We start from the raw sequence: 17,657 nt of genomic DNA, 5'->3' as shown, positions 1-17,657 counted from the left end.
AAAGAGTTTATGTCACATGAAAATTAATTTTCCAACAGCCTTAACACTATTTCGAGTTATTTTAATCCCTTTTTTTGTGTTGGCATTTTATTTGTTTCCCTATAAATGGTCTGGTTTTTTTTCTGCATTGATTTTTTTAATTGCGGCCGTGACTGATGTATTAGATGGTTATCTTGCCCGTCGCTTAGGTCAAACAACTAAATTTGGCGCATTTTTAGATCCAGTCGCCGACAAAATCATGGTAACAATTGCACTAGTTTTAATTACCCAATATTACCAAGCATGGTGGATCTCTGTACCTACAATTATTATCGTTTCGCGCGAAATTATAGTATCGGCCTTACGCGAATGGATGGCTGAAATCGGCAAACGCAACAATGTAGCCGTTTCGTCAATTGGTAAAATCAAAACGATAGCACAAATGACAGCGCTAACTTGGCTACTTTGGCGTCCTTGTGACATTGTTATTTACGCAGGTCTTGCAGCATTATTTATTGCAACAGTATTAACGCTATTATCAATGTTACAATATTTATGGATAGCACATAGCGATTTATTAGAAGAAGAATAACTTTTGGTTAATATTTCCATCTAAACATCTTTTTATATGAGTAGTTTTGTTCAAAAAGTTCGTATAAACAAAATTACTCATCCCCTTTCAAATTAAAAATAACTTTATTTAAACCGTCAATCAGTCAAACATTGAACAGTTAAACGATTAATTTAAAATTTTTATTGACTGAAATCATAAGATCGGTAAAATGCACTGCATTCAAAACGAATTACTTCTTAGTAATCAGCTTTGAGCCCGGGTGGTGAAATCGGTAGACACAAGGGATTTAAAATCCCTCGGCCTTTTTGGCCGTGCGAGTTCAAGTCTCGCCCCGGGCACCACCTCTTACGCGGGAATAGCTCAGTTGGTAGAGCACGACCTTGCCAAGGTCGGGGTCGCGAGTTCGAACCTCGTTTCCCGCTCCAATTCATTAGCTGTTTTTCATATACTGAAGTGTATCCAAACATACCCACAGGACTTAAATTTAATACAATTTTTAGTACACTTTGAGTTCGAGCTAGTACACTTTTATCGTTTTAAACGAACATCTTATTTTATATAATAATTCTGCCTTTTAGTTTGATTTCTAAAGGAGAGTTTTATTATGGCTTTAGCTGAATTAGCCGTTCGTAAGCCAAACCAACTCATGGTTTATCCTCTGCATGATATTCAACTGTAAAAATGACTGGAGCATGCGGTTGTGCCCGAATAGGATTTTGATAGCGATTAATGCCTTGCTTTATCGTATTTATGTCTTACATTAATTTTTTATAATCAAAATAATAACGATGGCGTTCGGTGAGAGGTTTACTCACTTGCACGTTAATACGATTTTCAATTATCGTTAACTGCCTTGTAATATCATTACTCAGTTTGTTCTCACTGTGCAAGTGCCACTAACTAGCACTAGCCATAATGCAAATTTTGGGTGTTTTTTTGATTACCATGTGGACATTTCTCATTGTTGAAAAATGCTGTTATGATGATCTTATCGAGGATGATTTAAAAGCTAAATGGGATAAAGAAAATATATTAAGAGTAAACATATTAATGCTTAAATATCTTTACTTTAATTTTGTATATTCATGAAACTATTTATTAGTGAGTATCAAATGCGAAAACTCAATTAAATATGTTAAAGTTCGCTATAAAATTATTTTTTTGCTACTGCTTGAATCCAGAGTTTCTTATTTTTGAAATCAATTTTAACTATATTTTTACTTAGAAAATCAAATCCGATCAATTCATCAGACTGGAACTCAGCAGGAAGGGAGTCCAATATAACAGCTTTGATATTATCATTAGCAACATTATTGACAAATTTATAATCACTTTCATCATCATTTATTTTAATCGTTTTAGGTGACAGGGATTGCTCTTTTATGACTGACATAGTGGCTCCACTATCTAAAATCATTTTATAACCTTTTATACCATCGGACATCTCAATAACTAAACCTTCATCATTGAGATGAAAGGGAATTGGAATCCATTTTTTATCTAAGTCAGCAGAAATATCCGTTTTATCCGATACTATTATTTTACTTTCAGGATAATTAATAGTTAACACATAACCATCAAACAAACCTAGTCCAATTACTAGGTGTTCCATATTTTCATTCTCGTTATTATTAGAGTTATCGCTAGAAAAACTTAATCCCCAACTGTTATATTCTACGACTTCCACACATTTAAAAATAAAGGAATTTAATTTTAAATTATTGATAATAAATGATCTAACCTCTGTAACATTACCAGATAAATCAATACTTCTTATTTTTTGTAAATTTTCAGATTTATTTGGGATTTTATTAATTAAATCTATTGGTGGGTGTGTTTGTTCTGTGGTTGCATTGGTAATTAAAGAAAAGTCGCTTGCAAGCAGCGTATAATGGGTAATAAAAATGCCCTCATTTAAAACTAAACGAGGGCATCAATACCTAGTTTTTATTTATTAAGCAACACCAGGAATGGTGAAATCCATAATAAGTAATAAAGTTGGTAAAATAAAGATAGATAGAACCGTTGATGCAAAGAAAATGCTTGATGCTTGTTCTTGCTCAACATTCCAATTATAAGCCAAAATAACTGCTGTTGATGCCGTTGGCATTGCCAATAGGAATACTAGCTCTTCTGCTTCCATCCCTGTGATACCAAATAGATATACGGCAATAAGTGCAACAATTGGTGTAATAAAACTTTTCAATACAATATTGATCAATAATGGTTTAGATAATTTCAATTTAACGCCATGAATACCAACACCTACCGCAATAAGCGAAATAAAGTTACAGGCATTTGACATAATATCAAAAGTGTTAAATACAAAATGAGGTAACCATTGGGTTCCATCGGTGACACTAACAATTAGCCCTAAAATCACGGCTAAAAACATCGGTTTCATGAGCGAATTTTTTACCGCACTAAAAATCATATCGCCGGTGACTTTACCGCCAGATAATTTAGTATCACAAAGTTCTAATAAAAAGATTGTCATTGGGATCAATGATAATGCGACAACAAAATTAGCAATCGCGACCGAAATGGTAGAAGCTGCCCCAAGCATCAACGTTAAAAAAGGCACCCCCATTCCGCCCATATTTGGAAAACAGCAAAGCATTGCATTCATTGCTGTTGATTTTAACTCTTTATGCAAAATGTATTTATTGGTTAAAAAGCAAATTATCCATAAAAATGACATAGTGCAGAAAAAGGCAATCATCCAAATACCATTAAATATTTGTGATGGTTTGGCATGAGACGTATGCACAAAAAGCAATGCAGGAAAAACAAAGTTTGATACAAGTCCTGATAATAATTTTTTAGAATCTTTTGAAAAAATTCCTTGTTGTACACATAACCAACCAAGAAAAATTAACAAAAAGACCGGAAGACAAGAACTAACAACTTGCCCAACTGCTGACCAGATTAAATTCATTTTTTAAAACTCCTAAAATAATATTACTTGAAATACAAATTCGGTAATGGGTCGGTAACTTTGGACTAGATTTTTTATTTATGACCGAGCAAAAATAAGGGATAACAAAATCGAATATACACTATTAACTACAAAACTATATTTGCAAAACTACATTCCACCTTGTTTAAAACTTGATATAACTTAACGCTATTTTGTTTTTAGCGTATTAAAATAAAGACATTATTAATATAACAACTCTTGGTATATTTAAACGTCAAATATCGTAACTTGGAAAGTATTATACTTATTCTTCTCAACCTTGTGTAAATCAAGAAAGGCCAACTAACTTAAAAACACCAAAAACATTAAAATTTTTTTTGATAAAAATCAATAAACATAAATTTTACCTATAAAAAACAAATATAATTTAAACTAATAAAGCAATTGTCAAATTATGGTAAAAATCAATATGCGATCGAATTAACCTAAATAGTAATTTTTTTATGCGATCTTTTCGGTCATAAAAACATCATCAATATAGATAATAAATTGACTAATCTATATATTTAATTTACTACTTAAAAATCATGTTACTAGAAACTATATATATAGCAGTGAATAAATAATTCAAGATACTGTGAAATATGTTTTAAATTAATTAATAAAATTTTAATAAAATGTAAATCATTTATGTAGCATTGTAAAATCGGTAATACAAATTGTATCAATTTAATTAGGAGAGACTATTTTATCAATTACCACAATATAAAATATGCCACTCAACTATCAGTCTAAATATATCAATAATGATTGCATATCTAATAATTACAGCAAAGGGACGCAATGATTTTTACTCTATTTCTATTTTTTTACACTGATTTTTATTGAATCAAAAACTCTACACTGTATATTTATACATATTCCGTGTTTTATCACGAATCTTGTAACGTGGTGTAAATTTGCACGTTGATTTTTAGGAGAATTTTCTTGAGTAAATATTGTCTTGTAATTGGTACCGCTGATGCTACTATCAAAAATCACTTATCTTTGGTTGATATCCCAGTCAGAGCAGGATTCCCCTCACCAGCCGATGATTATTTAGAAACGAAACTTGATTTAACCGAACATTTAGTAAAACACCCTAGCGCAACATATTATATTAAAGTGGCAGGCGACTCTATGATTGGCTATGGTATTTTTAATGGTGATCTGTTAATTGTTGACCGAGCTTTAGAACCGAAAATTGATGATATTGTGATCGCAGCTGTTGATGGTGAACTTACTTGTAAATGTTTGGGAACAATTGAAGATCAACCTTATTTATTGTCGGGTAATGAGCTTTTTCAGCCTATATCTTTGACTGGAAAAGAGGTACACATTTGGGGTATTGTAATACACACCATTCATTCATTACGAAAACGAGCGCATGTATGATTGGGTTGATTGATTGTAATAATTTTTATGTTTCATGCGAACGCGTGTTTAATCCTAAATTAGAAGGAAAACCAATCGGTATCTTATCAAATAATGATGGTTGTGTTATTGCTCGTTCCCATGAATTAAAGCAACTTGTTCCTATGGGAATGCCTGCTTATCAAATTCCCTCTAAAATTCGTCAGCAAATTACTTTACTAAGCTCCAATTACGAACTTTATGGCGATATGAGCCAGCGTGTCTTTGATACTGTACGAAATTATACGTCAAATATTGAACTCTATTCTATTGATGAAGCATTTATTCAATTAAATGAATTTACCGATGTAATATCTCATTGCCTAAAATTAAAAGAGATCATAAAGCGTGATACAGGGATACCTGTCAGTATTGGCATCGCACCGACTCGAACTTTAGCAAAGTTAGCTAATCACATAGCCAAAAAGCAAGCTATTTATCAAAATGTTTATTGTTTACCCACAGAGCAAAAATCGCTCACAAAAATATTAAAAACATTTGCTATCCATGATATTTGGGGCATAGGTCGACATACTGCTAAAAAATTACAAAATTTAGGAATTTATACAGCCTGGGATTTAAAACAAGCAAATCTAACACAGATTAAACAAAAATTTTCGGTAGTATTAGAACGAACCGTGTTGGAATTACAAGGCACTAGCTGTATTGAATTAGATGATCTATCTTTCCCTAAAAAGAACATTATGATCTCGCGTAGTTTTGGCAAACTAACCAGTGAATTATTTGATTTGCAAGAAGCAATCCGCATAAATGCAAGTCGTGCAGCCGAAAAACTAAGGCAACAACAATCAGTAACTAATGCTGTTCTTGTTTTTTTAAAAACAAATCAATTTTGTACAAACACATCACAATATCATCCCTCCATTGTGATACCCCTTGCTTTTCCAACAAACGATTCGCGATTAATTATTCAAGCTGCGCAAAAGGGTTTACAGGTAATTTATCGGCAAGATTTTTCATTTATAAAATCAGGCGTTATGTTACTGGATTTAAAAGCTAAAAATAGTTATTCCCAACCTGACTTTTTCATTACTGAACCAGCACATTTATTGCAGCGTAAAAGTGACATGTTGATGAAGACAATTGATTCAATTAATCAAAAAATGGGAAAAAACACAATTCAGTTAGGAGGAATCCAAAAATCAGCACCATGGCAAATAAAGCGAGAGTTACTAAGCCAGCGATATACCACTCGTTGGGATGAATTGCCATTGGTTAAATAGCTGATTTACTTTACCGATTATAAAAACTAAATCCAGTTCAACAAAATTATCAGCTTGAGCAAAAAATATTGTATATATTTAAAAGTACAATAAATAGTAACTGTGACTAAAAATATAATAGTACTAATTTTGCAATAAAATATGGGATATTATGATCCCATATTCACAATTGAACTACGAAACCGCCTTAAAGCAATTAAAAAGAACACGGTACCAATTGCCAATAACCATGCGAACGAAGTCCAAACCATACTTAAGCCAGCACCTCGATACAATATTGCCTGCCCTAATTCAACAAAATGGGTTGTTGGAGCAAACATCATAATATTTTGCACAATTTCTGGCATGCTTTCGCGCGGAGTACTTCCCCCAGATAGCATTTGTAACGGTAACAAAATTAAAATAAGTAACATTGCGAATTGCGCAGTAGATTTTGCTACTGTTGCCATAAAGATGCCAAGTGACGTTGTCACAAAAAGATGTAGCGCTGCACCAATTAAAAATAAAGTTACCGAACCTGCAATTGGGACATTTAGCCAACTATGAACAACAAGTAACAACGCTACCCAAGTTGATATTAATACCACAAGCCCCATTGACCATACTTTGGATATCATAATTTCCAAAGGGGTAACAGGCATGGCAAGAAGATGGTCAATCGTACCATGTTCGCGCTCTTTCATTAAGGCAGCACCCGTTAATATAATAGATAATGTTGTCACAATATTGATAATTTCCATGACCGAACCAAACCAAGATCGCGTTAAATTAGGGTTAAAAGCAGTATGCACTTGTATATTAACAGGCAAATTTGTTACCTTACTGTAACGGTTGACATATTCAGTCACTTCACCAGTAATAATTTGCGTTATGTAGCCATTTCCGACAAACGCTTGCCCCATTCTGGTTGCATCAATATTGAGTTGAATTTCTGGACTTTGATTATTTAGCACATCACGCTGAAAATTAGGCGGAATATTTAAAGCAAACGTATAATTATCCGTATCCATACCATGATCGACATCATTCATTGAATATAATTTAACAGGAGTATTAAACATTGGCGGATAAAAGGCCGTAATAATTTGTCTTGATAAGGGGGAGTTATCTTCGTCAACAACTGCAATCGAGGCATGATGTAACGAGTCAGAAGTGGCCGTTGCAGCAATATAAATATCAAAGGTAAAGCAATAGGCAATTAATAGCAACATGATAGGATCACGCAATAACCCCCATAACTCTTTAATCCCTAAGCGATAAATATTAATTAAACTTTGCATAATATCTATCCTTCTTGCTTTTTAAGAAGAAAAATACTGGCACCCAACACAATAGGGATTGTGACCAATAAAGCAAATATTGAATTATGCAGATCGATAAAATCAAGCGCTTTATTAAACACACCACGAGCAATAATTAGCATATGCGTTGTTGGATACACCTCGCCAATATAACGGCCACCGCCTTCTAGAGATGCGACAGGGTTGAGCAATCCTGAAAATTGAATTGCTGGTAACATTGTCCCTACGCAAGTTAAAAAGATAACGGCAATTTGGCTACGGGTGACAGTCGAAGCCAACAAACCAAAACCAGTTGAAATAATACAGTAAGCAAATGCAGCTAGGCACAAAGTAAACAAGCTTCCTTTTACAGGCACACCAAAAATGGTGATTGCCATAAATAACAATAATAAAAAGCTAAACATAGAAATAATGATATAAGGCACTTGTTTGCCTAGCAAAAATTCAGCTTTAGTTACTGGTGTTACATATAAATTGATAATCGAACCCATCTCTTTTTCACGTACGACCGATAAAGCTGCCAGCATTGATGGAATCATTAATAATAAAATAGGTATTACCGCCGGTACCATGGAAGGTAAGCTTTTGATATCAGGATTATAACGGTATCTTGTTTCTATATTTGCCAAGCTAGTTGAGGATTTTCCTGTTACTTCTTTTACTTTTTCACTTAACCAAGCAAGATGCATGCCTTGCACATAGCCTTTGATTGTTTCGGCACGTAGTGGCATTGCCCCATCAATCCAAATGGCAATATCAACGGGATCGCCTCGTTGTATGTCACGACCAAAATTTGGTGGAATTTCAATCGCTAAAGCAATGTCATTACTGCGTAACCGCGCATCCATATCGTTATAATCAGTGATAGGTGCCCTTTCAATAAAATAACGTTTAGAGCCCGACAAATTTAGAGTATAATTTTGGCTGATTACACTTTGATCGCGATCAAGCACAGCAAAACGCAGATCCTCAACATCCATCGTAATGCCATATCCCATAACCAACATTAAAATTGCTGAGCCTAATAACGCTAATAATGCTCGCAAAGGATCGCGAGATAATTCAAGAGTCTCACGCCATAGACAACCTATCATACGGGTAAGGCTAAATCCTTGAAGGTGATTGTTTGGTAATGTTTTTGTTGCTTGATTGAGTATTTCTTTTGGTGGTTCAACAGCGTGTTCTTCTGCATTACTATCATCAGCCCCTGCATCAACAAGATAGTTAATAAAGGCCTCTTCTAGTGTTTTAGCATTTTTGGAGCTGATAATGTTATCTGGCGTATCGCTTGCTAATACTTTACCCGCATGCATTAATGAAATTCTATCGCATCTTGCGGCCTCATTCATAAAGTGAGTTGTGATGAACACCGTTACTTTATCTTTTCTAGAAAGTTCGATAATCAAACGCCAAAAATCATCACGAGCAATGGGGTCAACACCTGATGTTGGTTCATCAAGGATAAGAATTTGCGGATTATGCACAACGGCAACTGACAATGAAAGCCGTTGCTTTACCCCTAAAGGCAAACTATCGGGCAGATTTTCTGCGTCCTGTTCTAAACCAAAACGTTTCAGTAATTCTTCAACACGAGTGGAAATTTTACTTTCTTCAATACCAAACAGACGTGCATGTAGAACTAAATTTTGTTTGACCGTTAACTCACTATATAAAGAAAATGCTTGAGACATATATCCTAAATGACGCCTAACATTAATATCACTTGCATCAACCGGTTTACCAAATAACCATGCCTCACCTGATGAAATCGGTAATAAACCCGTTAACATTTTCATGGTGGTTGATTTACCACAGCCATTTGAGCCTAAAAAGCCAAATATTTCACCTTGTTTAATTGAAAAATTAACATGATCAACTGCAATAAAATTACCGAATTGTTTCGTTAAATCTTTTGCTTCTATAGCAATTTGTAAATCTTTATTAAGATCTAAAGGTGGAATTTCGACAGTTTGATAACCTTGTCTAGCGCTTTCTGGCATGAGCTGAATAAATGCATCATCTAAATTATCTTTTGCTGTCTTAGCTAGTAAGGATTTTGGTGTGCCAGTTTCAAGAATTTTACCGCCATACATCGCAACTAACCAATCAAAGTTTTGGGCTTCATCCATATAGGCGGTTGCCACAATCACACTCATTTGCGGTCTTTGTTTACGAATTTTGTTAATTAACTGCCAAAATTGGGCTCTTGAGAGTGGATCGACCCCCGTTGTGGGTTCATCAAGAATTAACAAATCAGGATCGTGGATTAACGCCGAACATAAGCTAACTTTTTGTTTCATACCACCGGACAGTCGCCCTGCTGGTCTTGATAAAAATGGGTATAATCCAGTACTACGCGTTAATTCATCAATACGGCGACGACGCTCAGCCGCATCATTACCAAACAAACGAGCAAAAAATTGCAAATTTTCTTCAACCGATAAAGTAGGATAAAGGTTTTTGCCCAATCCTTGCGGCATATAGGCAATACGTGTACAAACATTTTTACGGTGCGACTTATCTTTCATATCACCATCTAAAACATACACTAAGCCTTCTTGAATAACATGCGCACCAGCGATCAGCGATAATAAACTCGATTTACCCACGCCATCAGGCCCAATAAAACCCACCATGCATCGCGGTGGAATGGTCAAATTAATATTATTGAGCGCACAGTTTTTTTTGTAATGTAGTGTGACATTGCTTACTTTTGCCACTGCATCATCAATGGATTTAGCTTCGTTTAATAAAACTAAATTCTTATTGTCTGAATCTGACATCTGCTATCTCCAATTATTTGGTTGGACATTTTGCAATATCAGATAAGCCAGCTGGCCATGGCGTTTTAGGATCAAGCTTAACCCAAGCGACACCAGGTAAGCCTGTTTTAACTTGAGTAATATAACATTTTAATAATTCAGGGCTTAATTGTGCTTTAACTCTAAACATCAATTTTTGACGTTCATCTTTTGTTTCAACGGTTTTTGGCGTAAATTGGGCAACGCTTGAAACAAACGAAATTTTAGCTGAAATCGCTTTATCTGGTAACGCATCTAAAATAAGTCTGACTTCATCACCAATAGCCACCTTACCCGCGACAGTTTCAGGTAAAAAGAAAGTTAAATAAACATCATACAAATTAACTAAATTTAATACTTTACCGCCCGACGGTAAAACTTCACCTAACTGAGCAATACGATATTGAATACGACCATCAACAGGCGCTATTAAAGTACTATCATCGATATCAGCTTGAATTCTTCTAATATTAGCGCTGGCAACATTGATTGCCGATGTGGCGCTATCAACACCCGCTTCGGCTACAGCAATTGCCGCATCAGCAGCAGTAACTTGTGATTTTGCAGAATCTAATGCTGCTTTAGCGTTGTTTACTTTAGCAGTATCATCATCAAATTGTTGAATTGATATTGCGCCTTTTTGATATAGGGCGGTAGTTCGTTGTAGATGTTTTGAGGCGATATCTAAGTCACTTTCTTTTTGGCTTACACCTGCTTGTGCCGCAACTTTATCACTCATTTTTAATGCTACTTGCGCTTTAGCACTTGCCTCATTACTGACCGCTTGTCGATGTTGTGCTTGGGCTTCGTTAAGTTGTGCTTGTAAGGTATCCGTTTGCATGACAACTAAAGCTTGACCGGCTTTAACAAAATCGCCCTCATCAACATTAATTTTTTCTATTCTACCAGCTAATTTAGCTGAAATATTGATTTCAGTCGCTTCAATACGTCCATTGCCACTAATAAAATCTGAACCATATCCATCGGTTTTCAATTGTTGCCATAAAATAAAAATAACAGCAACAATGACAACTGCAATAACAATCCACTTCCTGCTTATATTTTTCATATAACACCTTATTTTTAAAACGATTCATAATAAATTTTAACGAGATAACAAATCGTTATAGTCTAATTAATTGCATTGTTTAAATAGTATCAAATGTTTATGGCAAATAATATCTGTTCATAAAACAATCGCAATAAAAGCTAAAAACTCTAATTTAAGCAGGGCGGTTTTATATATTATTAATAGTTCTGGAATTAATAACATCACTACATGACACACTAATGTATGATATACCTGTTGCTAATTGATAAGTTACCTATAATAAAAGACTTATTATTTTATATTTTCAAATAATTTATTAACAATGTGGTGATGTAATCAACAAATTTAATATTGAATTTAAGTCATAATCAGCTAACTATGCATTAGTTAATGTGCATATTGAATACCATCAAAACGTAAAACATCAATTGGGACAACAGGGTTATTTATATGCAAATGATAAAGTAAATGCTATGCTTATAAAATTCTTAATCGATATATCTTGATTGATTTCTTATAAGGTAATTTTATGACACTACCATCTTTTTTAACACTGTATAACGAGCTAATTTCAACACCAACAATTAGTAACGTTACTAACGAGCAATTAGATTATTCTAATAAACCACTTATCGATAAGTTAGCAAGTTGGTTTGAAGATTTAGGTTTTGTTATTGATATCCAACCCGTTCCTAATACTCGCCATAAATATAATATGTTAGCTATTTATTCAAACAGCGAAAATAAAACACAAGGCGGGTTATTGTTAAGTGGACACAGTGACACTGTTCCGTTTGACGATGGGCAGTGGACTAAAGATCCTTTTAAACTAACCGAAGAAAATAATAAGCTATATGGGCTTGGTACCGCCGATATGAAAGGCTTTTTTGCCTTTATTTTAGATGCTCTGCGTGATATTGCTCTTAAAAAGTTAACTAAACCCATTTATATCCTTGCCACTGCCGATGAAGAAACATCAATGGCTGGTGCGGCATTTTTTGCCAAGAATACCAAACTACAACCTGACTGCACTATCATTGGTGAACCAACATCGTTAATCCCAATTCGCGCACATAAAGGGTTTATCTCTAATTCTATTAAAGTGATTGGTAAATCAGGACATTCAAGCGATCCCGATAAAGGCATTAATGCTATCGAAGTGATGAATTTAGTCATTGAACGCTTGTTAGTGCTAAAACAAAAATTTAAAGAACAATATCATAATGACGGGTTCAGCGTTCCTTACCCTACCCTAAATTTAGGTGTTATTCATGGCGGTGATGCGGCCAACCGTATTTGTGGTTGTTGTGAGCTTGTGATTGATATTCGTGCATTGCCCAATAACGATGTTGATTCACTTTATCATGCTCTTTGCGATGCACTACAACCTGTTATGGATAAATACCCAAATCGAATCGAGATACAGTATGAAGTTGCACCAATTCCGGGGTACGAATGTAAAAAAGATCATCCGGCATTACAGCATATTGAAAAATTAGTCGGCCATAGTGCTGAAACGGTTAACTATAGCACTGAAGCACCATACTTAAATCAAATCTCGCCAACAATTGTATTAGGACCGGGGTCAATCGAACAAGCACATCAACCGGATGAGTTTATTTCAATGGACTTTTTAAAACCAACCAAAGTAACTATAGAAAGGCTAATTAAGGATTTTTGTCTTTAGTTAATTATCTCAATTCGCCGATAACCTCGGCGAAGTTCAATAAAAGAAAGTTGATTAATTAAACGTGAAAGGTTGCAAAATCGGTAGCAATTTCAGTATTAACAAAGACACTTTTTGCTTCATTAACTAGCTTTTTATTATCATTCAAACTATATCTAGGGCTTATATGAGTCATAATAAGCCGCTTGGCATTGGCTTGTTTGGCAATGGTTGCGGCATGAGTGGTTGTAGAATGCCCACGTTCGAGTGCTTTATCTTTTAGTGCGTTTTCTTGTGTTGCTTCATGAACAAGCAAATCCACATTATTAGCAAGCTCAATCGATGCTTGGCAAGGTATGGTATCACCTAAAATAGCCAACTTTTTGCCTTTTTTTACTTTACTTTGATAATCAACTCCACGAATAATGCGCCCATCATCTAAAGTTACCGTTTTACCTTTTTTTAGATCACTATAATAAGAACCAGCCTGAATATTAGCTTGCTTTAATTTATCGATATCAAGCTGAGCTGGTAGATCTTTTTCAATAATACGATAACCAAAACACGGCACACGATGTTGTAATAACTTTGCTTCAACTTGAAACTGATTATCTTCAAAAACAATACCGTTTTCTTCAAGTTCAATAATATTGAGCGGATAGGTTAACCAAGAATAGCTAATTTCAATAACTGTTTCGACAAGCTGCTTAATTCCTTTCGGAGCAATCAATGTTAAAGGTGATTGATTTTGCATCAAAGAACGGGATGTTAAAACGCCCGGTAGCCCAAATACATGATCACCATGTAAATGCGTTAAAAAAATGATCTCAAGTTTAGCAAGGCTAAATTTGGCTTTTTGCATTTGCATCTGAGTTGTCTCGCCACAATCAAAAAGCCATAACTTCCCCCTCTTTTGTCTAAGATCAAGCACCATACTACTTACATTGCGCTCTGCTGTTGGGGAACCAGCACTTGTCCCTAAGAAAGTTAAATTCATAAAGATTTAAACATTTTTACGCTCAATAGTTTGCTCACCCCAGAACAACTTATCGGCTTTGGTTTTAGAAAACGCAATTTTCAATACTTCATCATTACCTTCCGACCAAATTTGTTCGGCAAGTTTTTCATCATGGTTAGCTAGCTCAAAAATCGCCTCTGCAATTTCAATCGAGGTTTCACGAACAGAAGCCCAAGATTTAATATCATGTATTTCTTTTTTATCGATGTTCATTTTGCTACTCCTTTGGATTGAATTAGATGTAAAATAAACCTATTTATTGCAAAATACAATAGGCTATATACGTTATGATAACAATTATTTCTCCAGCAAAAACTTTGGATTACCAATCACCATTATTAACCCAAGATCATACATTACCTCAATTTATTAAATCAACTAAAATACTCATTGAAGATTGCCAAAAATTAAGTGTTGAGAATTTGGCTAATTTAATGTCTATTAGCCAAAAATTAGCCGAACTCAATTATGAACGATTCAAAAATTGGCATAGTGATTTTAATCTTGAAAATGCAAGACAAGCCATACTTGCTTTTAAAGGTGATGTTTACGAAGGATTACATGTTGAAGATTTTACTGATAAAGATCTAAAGTTTGCACAATCTCATTTAAGAATATTATCGGGTCTTTATGGTATTTTAAGACCACTTGACCTAATTCAACCTTATCGTTTAGAAATGGGGATCCGCTTAAAAAATGGCGATAACACTAATCTTTATCAATTTTGGAGCGATAAATTAACTCAACACCTTAATAGCGAACTAGCCAAATCATCACATCGCACATTAATCAATTTAGCCTCAAACGAATATTTCAAAGCGATCAAACCAAAACAATTAAACGCAACTATTATTCAGCCTATCTTTTTAGATCAAAGCAAAGATACCTATAAAGTTATCAGTTTTTATGCTAAAAAAGCACGCGGACTGATGAGTCGATACATTATAAAAAATTGCATTGAAAAGAGTGACGATATTAAAAGTTTTAATCTAGAGGGCTATCAATTTGATTCAAAACGCTCAACTGACTTAGAATGGTACTTCATACGCAATCATCAATAAAATAATAACTATGGAATTTCTGACTACATTATGGGCGCAGTTTTTATCTACCCTGCCCCTTTTTATGCTAATTTTATTAGGTTTTTTAGCAGTTAAACTAGGTCGTTGGCAAAAAACAGTCACCGATAGTTTAACCAAATTTACCTTTTATATTGCATTTCCCATCATGCTATTTCAGATCATGAGCCATTTTTCTGAACATTCGCAAATCGATATAAAACTGTTATTCGTCTTTTTTGGAGGATCCTTTATTGTCTTTGCGATTGGTTGCCTAATTGCATCTAAATTATTTAAGTTAAATGGTTCAGAAAGTACAATGTTTGCTATGGGTAGTATTTACACCAATACCGTGTTTGTTGGTATTCCTATTATTAAAATGTTATTAGGCGATAATGCTATCCCCATTGTTGCCATTATCGTTATCTTTAATGCGTTAATTTTATGGACGCTTGCGACGGTTTCTATTGAATTTGTGCAAATGGGAAAATGTTCAACTGAAGGGCTTGTTAAAGCCTTTAAAAATGTTTCAAAAAATCCCATTATTATTGGAATTTTTACAGGCATTGTAGTGAATTTTATTGGTTTACCGTTACCTAACTTTATCGATAAATCAACCAAAATGGTGAGTGAGATGACAGCACCTCTTTCATTAATTGTTTTAGGAATGGGACTGGCTGAATATAAAATTCGCGATAAACTTTTAATTACAACAGCTATCTGCACATTAAAATTGACTGTGTTACCTATTGTTACTTATATTGTAGGTAAGCTCATCGGACTACCAAGTTTAGAATTGCAAGTGGTGGTATTACTCAGTTCGGTTTCAATTGCGATAAATTGTTATATGATGGCAAGGCAGTTTGAAGTGTTGCAAGGTCCTATTGCTTCAAGCTTATTAATATCAACGACGCTATCTTCTATTACAACACCGTTAATTTTATCAATTATGACACATTTACCTTAAACGCTTATTTGTAGCAAAACACCAGATTGCTTACACTTCATGATTCAAATCATCCGCTAACAATGCATAATGCGTTTTACTTAAAATCAACTTATTTGGTTTAACCATATTATAAAAGTGAATAAATCACTTTCTATCTTTTGAACCTAATAAATAAGATACTGCAGAGTCTTAATTAATCACCAAACGGTATAGAATCCTGAATATTTTTTACAAAACATATCACCTGAAAAATGAATGTTTGGCTTGCCGTCTTAATAGCTCTTTAATCTATTTTTCAATTTTAATCAGATAGTTAACGACATAATTGATGTTTTTATAACACTTGTTGTTACCGGTTAAGAAGACAAATAGCTTCAATCAGGTTTTTTTAGCAGGTTACAAATGGTCGGACGACTCACCAAAACGTTTAGCCAAATCAGTGGCGGTTATTTTTCTTTATAATATAAGCCCATATCGCCAATCTTTGATTTGGTGTTAGTTCTGTTTTTATGTCTATTTATGACGGTCGTTTCTCAAATTACTGTCAATAACGCGAGTAATTCCTACAGATTATTGTTTTTAACTTAATGAGCGATTTTTAACTTTGTAGTGTAGCAGTAGTGCCAACATAATGACTACACTACCTAATATAAAGCGTACCCAGTCTAGTGATTGGTGCCAAATCACCACATTCACCAAAATCCCTGTTGGAATAACCATATTATTCATAATAGCCAAAGTGCCCGAATCCACTTTAGTTGCACCATAATTCCACAAAAAATAACACACACCAGAAGCAACTACGCCAAGCCAAATAATAATTCCCCATTGCAAACTAATTGTTGGTAATTTTGATGCATCACCAAACAACAGCCAGCCTAAAATAGCAACAACCACAGCCCCTAAATAAACCCACGCAAAAGCTTGATGTTGGGGCATTGGATAAACTTCCATAATCCTTTTATATCCTACTTGACCTAATGCAAAAACGATATTAGCGCCCTGGATCAATAAAAAACCAATAATAAAATTAGCACTAATATGATCATAGCGAATAATAGCCGCGCCAACTACCGCAATAATTGCCATTAAAAGATAGCTAAGTCTTAATGAATGATGCTGCAATAAATCATAAATAACTGTGACATAAATTGGTGTAAAAATAGTAAATAACAGGACTTCAGGCACCGAAATATATTGAAAAGAATTATAATAAAAAAAGTACATAATCCCTAATTGACATGCCCCCACTCCCATTAAAAGCAACATCTGCTTAAAAGAAATATTTTTAAAACGTAAAAATGGAATAAAAGTCATAAAGGCAAGTAGCACTCGCATCACAACAGCAAACCAAGAATCCACTTGTCCACTTAAATAAACCGCAATAAAACTAAATGAGAATGACCAAATAATTGTTACAAAAATAAGGTAAAACATTATTGATTAATATAAAGAATGATAGATAGTCTGATCGTATCAATTCATATAACACTTGTAAACCTTATGATATATGAATTGATTACAACTGTTAAAATAATGATAAATGAAAACATTTACTTATTGATTAATTGTTTTTTCTATATATAAATATTTGTTTTCATCTGTTATGAACGTATCGTGATAGATGTAGTGTAGTTTCTACTT

The 17,657-nt window shown here is 34.1% G+C and carries 15 protein-coding genes and 2 tRNA genes; 8 read left to right on the top strand and 9 right to left on the bottom strand.

All coding sequences use genetic code 11. The features are described 5' to 3' along the window. Positions 1-16: 16 nt before the first annotated feature. From pgsA to ACYIAL_RS09390, 3 genes are all read left to right on the top strand, one after another. Positions 17-571: a CDP-diacylglycerol--glycerol-3-phosphate 3-phosphatidyltransferase gene (gene pgsA / locus ACYIAL_RS09400; protein WP_483751520.1), complete on the top strand. Its 555-nt coding sequence runs from the start codon at positions 17-19 to the stop codon at positions 569-571. Positions 572-806: 235 nt separating this feature from the next. After that, a tRNA-Leu gene (locus ACYIAL_RS09395) sits at positions 807-894 on the top strand. Between the two features lie 8 nt (positions 895-902). Further along, positions 903-978: transfer RNA gene (locus tag ACYIAL_RS09390), tRNA-Gly, on the top strand. Positions 979-1,197: 219 nt separating this feature from the next. On the opposite strand, the gene ACYIAL_RS09385 is transcribed toward ACYIAL_RS09390, so the two are convergent. The 3 genes from ACYIAL_RS09385 to ACYIAL_RS09375 all read right to left on the bottom strand — a co-directional run bounded on the left by ACYIAL_RS09385 (position 1,198) and on the right by ACYIAL_RS09375 (position 3,491). Then, positions 1,198-1,296 carry a hypothetical protein gene (locus tag ACYIAL_RS09385; protein WP_483751529.1) on the bottom strand — a complete coding sequence of 33 codons (99 nt, stop codon included), beginning with the start codon at positions 1,294-1,296 and terminating at the stop codon, positions 1,198-1,200. 410 nt (positions 1,297-1,706) lie between these two features. Next, positions 1,707-2,240 (bottom strand): hypothetical protein, encoded by a 534-nt coding sequence (locus tag ACYIAL_RS09380; RefSeq protein ID WP_483751519.1) that lies wholly within the window; start codon positions 2,238-2,240, stop codon positions 1,707-1,709. A gap of 267 nt (positions 2,241-2,507) precedes the next feature. Further along, the gene (locus tag ACYIAL_RS09375; protein ID WP_065637570.1) at positions 2,508-3,491 is read right to left on the bottom strand and encodes an AEC family transporter; all 984 of its coding nucleotides are present in this window, start codon (positions 3,489-3,491) and stop codon (positions 2,508-2,510) included. A gap of 969 nt (positions 3,492-4,460) precedes the next feature. On the opposite strand from ACYIAL_RS09375, the gene ACYIAL_RS09370 reads away from it, so the two are divergent. Both ACYIAL_RS09370 and ACYIAL_RS09365 read left to right on the top strand, forming a co-directional pair. Further along, positions 4,461-4,907 (top strand): LexA family protein, encoded by a 447-nt coding sequence (locus ACYIAL_RS09370; RefSeq protein WP_202984988.1) that lies wholly within the window; start codon positions 4,461-4,463, stop codon positions 4,905-4,907. Continuing rightward, entirely contained in the window at positions 4,904-6,169 is a 1,266-nt protein-coding gene (locus tag ACYIAL_RS09365; RefSeq protein ID WP_483751518.1) for a Y-family DNA polymerase, read from the top strand. The genes ACYIAL_RS09370 and ACYIAL_RS09365 overlap by 4 nt, the downstream gene beginning before the upstream one ends. A 149-nt stretch (positions 6,170-6,318) precedes the next feature. On the opposite strand, the gene ACYIAL_RS09360 is transcribed toward ACYIAL_RS09365, so the two are convergent. From ACYIAL_RS09360 to ACYIAL_RS09350, 3 genes are read right to left on the bottom strand one after another with little or no spacing between them, the layout of a single operon-like run. Continuing rightward, the gene (locus tag ACYIAL_RS09360) at positions 6,319-7,449 is read right to left on the bottom strand and encodes an ABC transporter permease (RefSeq protein WP_483564158.1); all 1,131 of its coding nucleotides are present in this window, start codon (positions 7,447-7,449) and stop codon (positions 6,319-6,321) included. Positions 7,450-7,454: 5 nt separating this feature from the next. Then, the gene (gene rbbA, locus ACYIAL_RS09355; protein WP_483751517.1) at positions 7,455-10,253 is read right to left on the bottom strand and encodes a ribosome-associated ATPase/putative transporter RbbA; all 2,799 of its coding nucleotides are present in this window, start codon (positions 10,251-10,253) and stop codon (positions 7,455-7,457) included. Positions 10,254-10,266: 13 nt separating this feature from the next. After that, positions 10,267-11,340 (bottom strand): HlyD family secretion protein, encoded by a 1,074-nt coding sequence (locus ACYIAL_RS09350; RefSeq protein WP_174797428.1) that lies wholly within the window; start codon positions 11,338-11,340, stop codon positions 10,267-10,269. A 511-nt stretch (positions 11,341-11,851) separates the two neighbouring features. Between ACYIAL_RS09350 and argE the strand changes: the two genes are divergently transcribed. Then, positions 11,852-13,009 (top strand): acetylornithine deacetylase, encoded by a 1,158-nt coding sequence (argE, locus tag ACYIAL_RS09345; RefSeq protein WP_483751516.1) that lies wholly within the window; start codon positions 11,852-11,854, stop codon positions 13,007-13,009. Between the two features lie 58 nt (positions 13,010-13,067). Here the strand turns inward: argE and rnz are convergent, their stop codons facing one another. Both rnz and ACYIAL_RS09335 read right to left on the bottom strand, forming a co-directional pair. Then, positions 13,068-13,985: a ribonuclease Z gene (rnz, locus tag ACYIAL_RS09340; protein WP_483751515.1), complete on the bottom strand. Its 918-nt coding sequence runs from the start codon at positions 13,983-13,985 to the stop codon at positions 13,068-13,070. A gap of 6 nt (positions 13,986-13,991) precedes the next feature. After that, entirely contained in the window at positions 13,992-14,219 is a 228-nt protein-coding gene (locus tag ACYIAL_RS09335; protein WP_483751514.1) for a YccJ family protein, read from the bottom strand. A 74-nt stretch (positions 14,220-14,293) separates the two neighbouring features. Between ACYIAL_RS09335 and yaaA the strand changes: the two genes are divergently transcribed. After that, a complete protein-coding gene (yaaA, locus tag ACYIAL_RS09330; protein ID WP_483751513.1) occupies positions 14,294-15,067 on the top strand; it encodes a peroxide stress protein YaaA in 774 nt (257 codons plus the stop codon). A gap of 10 nt (positions 15,068-15,077) precedes the next feature. Beyond that, positions 15,078-16,031, top strand: a complete 954-nt coding sequence (locus tag ACYIAL_RS09325) for an AEC family transporter (protein ID WP_483751512.1) — start codon at positions 15,078-15,080, stop codon at positions 16,029-16,031. 561 nt (positions 16,032-16,592) lie between these two features. Here ACYIAL_RS09325 and ACYIAL_RS09320 read toward each other — a convergent pair. Then, positions 16,593-17,450 (bottom strand): carboxylate/amino acid/amine transporter, encoded by an 858-nt coding sequence (locus ACYIAL_RS09320; RefSeq protein ID WP_483751511.1) that lies wholly within the window; start codon positions 17,448-17,450, stop codon positions 16,593-16,595. Positions 17,451-17,657: the final 207 nt, after the last annotated feature.

It is taken from the genome of Gilliamella sp. X-57 (assembly GCF_057063565.1).
This window is presented reverse-complemented; position numbering and strand designations above follow the sequence as displayed.

Coding starts and splice junctions, on each gene's coding strand:
- pgsA (WP_483751520.1), top strand. CDS start 17: ATGAAAATTAATTTTCCAACAGCCTTAACACTATTTCGAGTTATTTTA.
- ACYIAL_RS09375 (WP_065637570.1), bottom strand. CDS start 3,491: ATGAATTTAATCTGGTCAGCAGTTGGGCAAGTTGTTAGTTCTTGTCTT.
- ACYIAL_RS09365 (WP_483751518.1), top strand. CDS start 4,904: ATGATTGGGTTGATTGATTGTAATAATTTTTATGTTTCATGCGAACGC.
- ACYIAL_RS09360 (WP_483564158.1), bottom strand. CDS start 7,449: ATGCAAAGTTTAATTAATATTTATCGCTTAGGGATTAAAGAGTTATGG.
- rbbA (WP_483751517.1), bottom strand. CDS start 10,253: ATGTCAGATTCAGACAATAAGAATTTAGTTTTATTAAACGAAGCTAAA.
- ACYIAL_RS09350 (WP_174797428.1), bottom strand. CDS start 11,340: ATGAAAAATATAAGCAGGAAGTGGATTGTTATTGCAGTTGTCATTGTT.
- argE (WP_483751516.1), top strand. CDS start 11,852: ATGACACTACCATCTTTTTTAACACTGTATAACGAGCTAATTTCAACA.
- rnz (WP_483751515.1), bottom strand. CDS start 13,985: ATGAATTTAACTTTCTTAGGGACAAGTGCTGGTTCCCCAACAGCAGAG.
- ACYIAL_RS09335 (WP_483751514.1), bottom strand. CDS start 14,219: ATGAACATCGATAAAAAAGAAATACATGATATTAAATCTTGGGCTTCT.
- yaaA (WP_483751513.1), top strand. CDS start 14,294: ATGATAACAATTATTTCTCCAGCAAAAACTTTGGATTACCAATCACCA.
- ACYIAL_RS09325 (WP_483751512.1), top strand. CDS start 15,078: ATGGAATTTCTGACTACATTATGGGCGCAGTTTTTATCTACCCTGCCC.
- ACYIAL_RS09320 (WP_483751511.1), bottom strand. CDS start 17,450: ATGTTTTACCTTATTTTTGTAACAATTATTTGGTCATTCTCATTTAGT.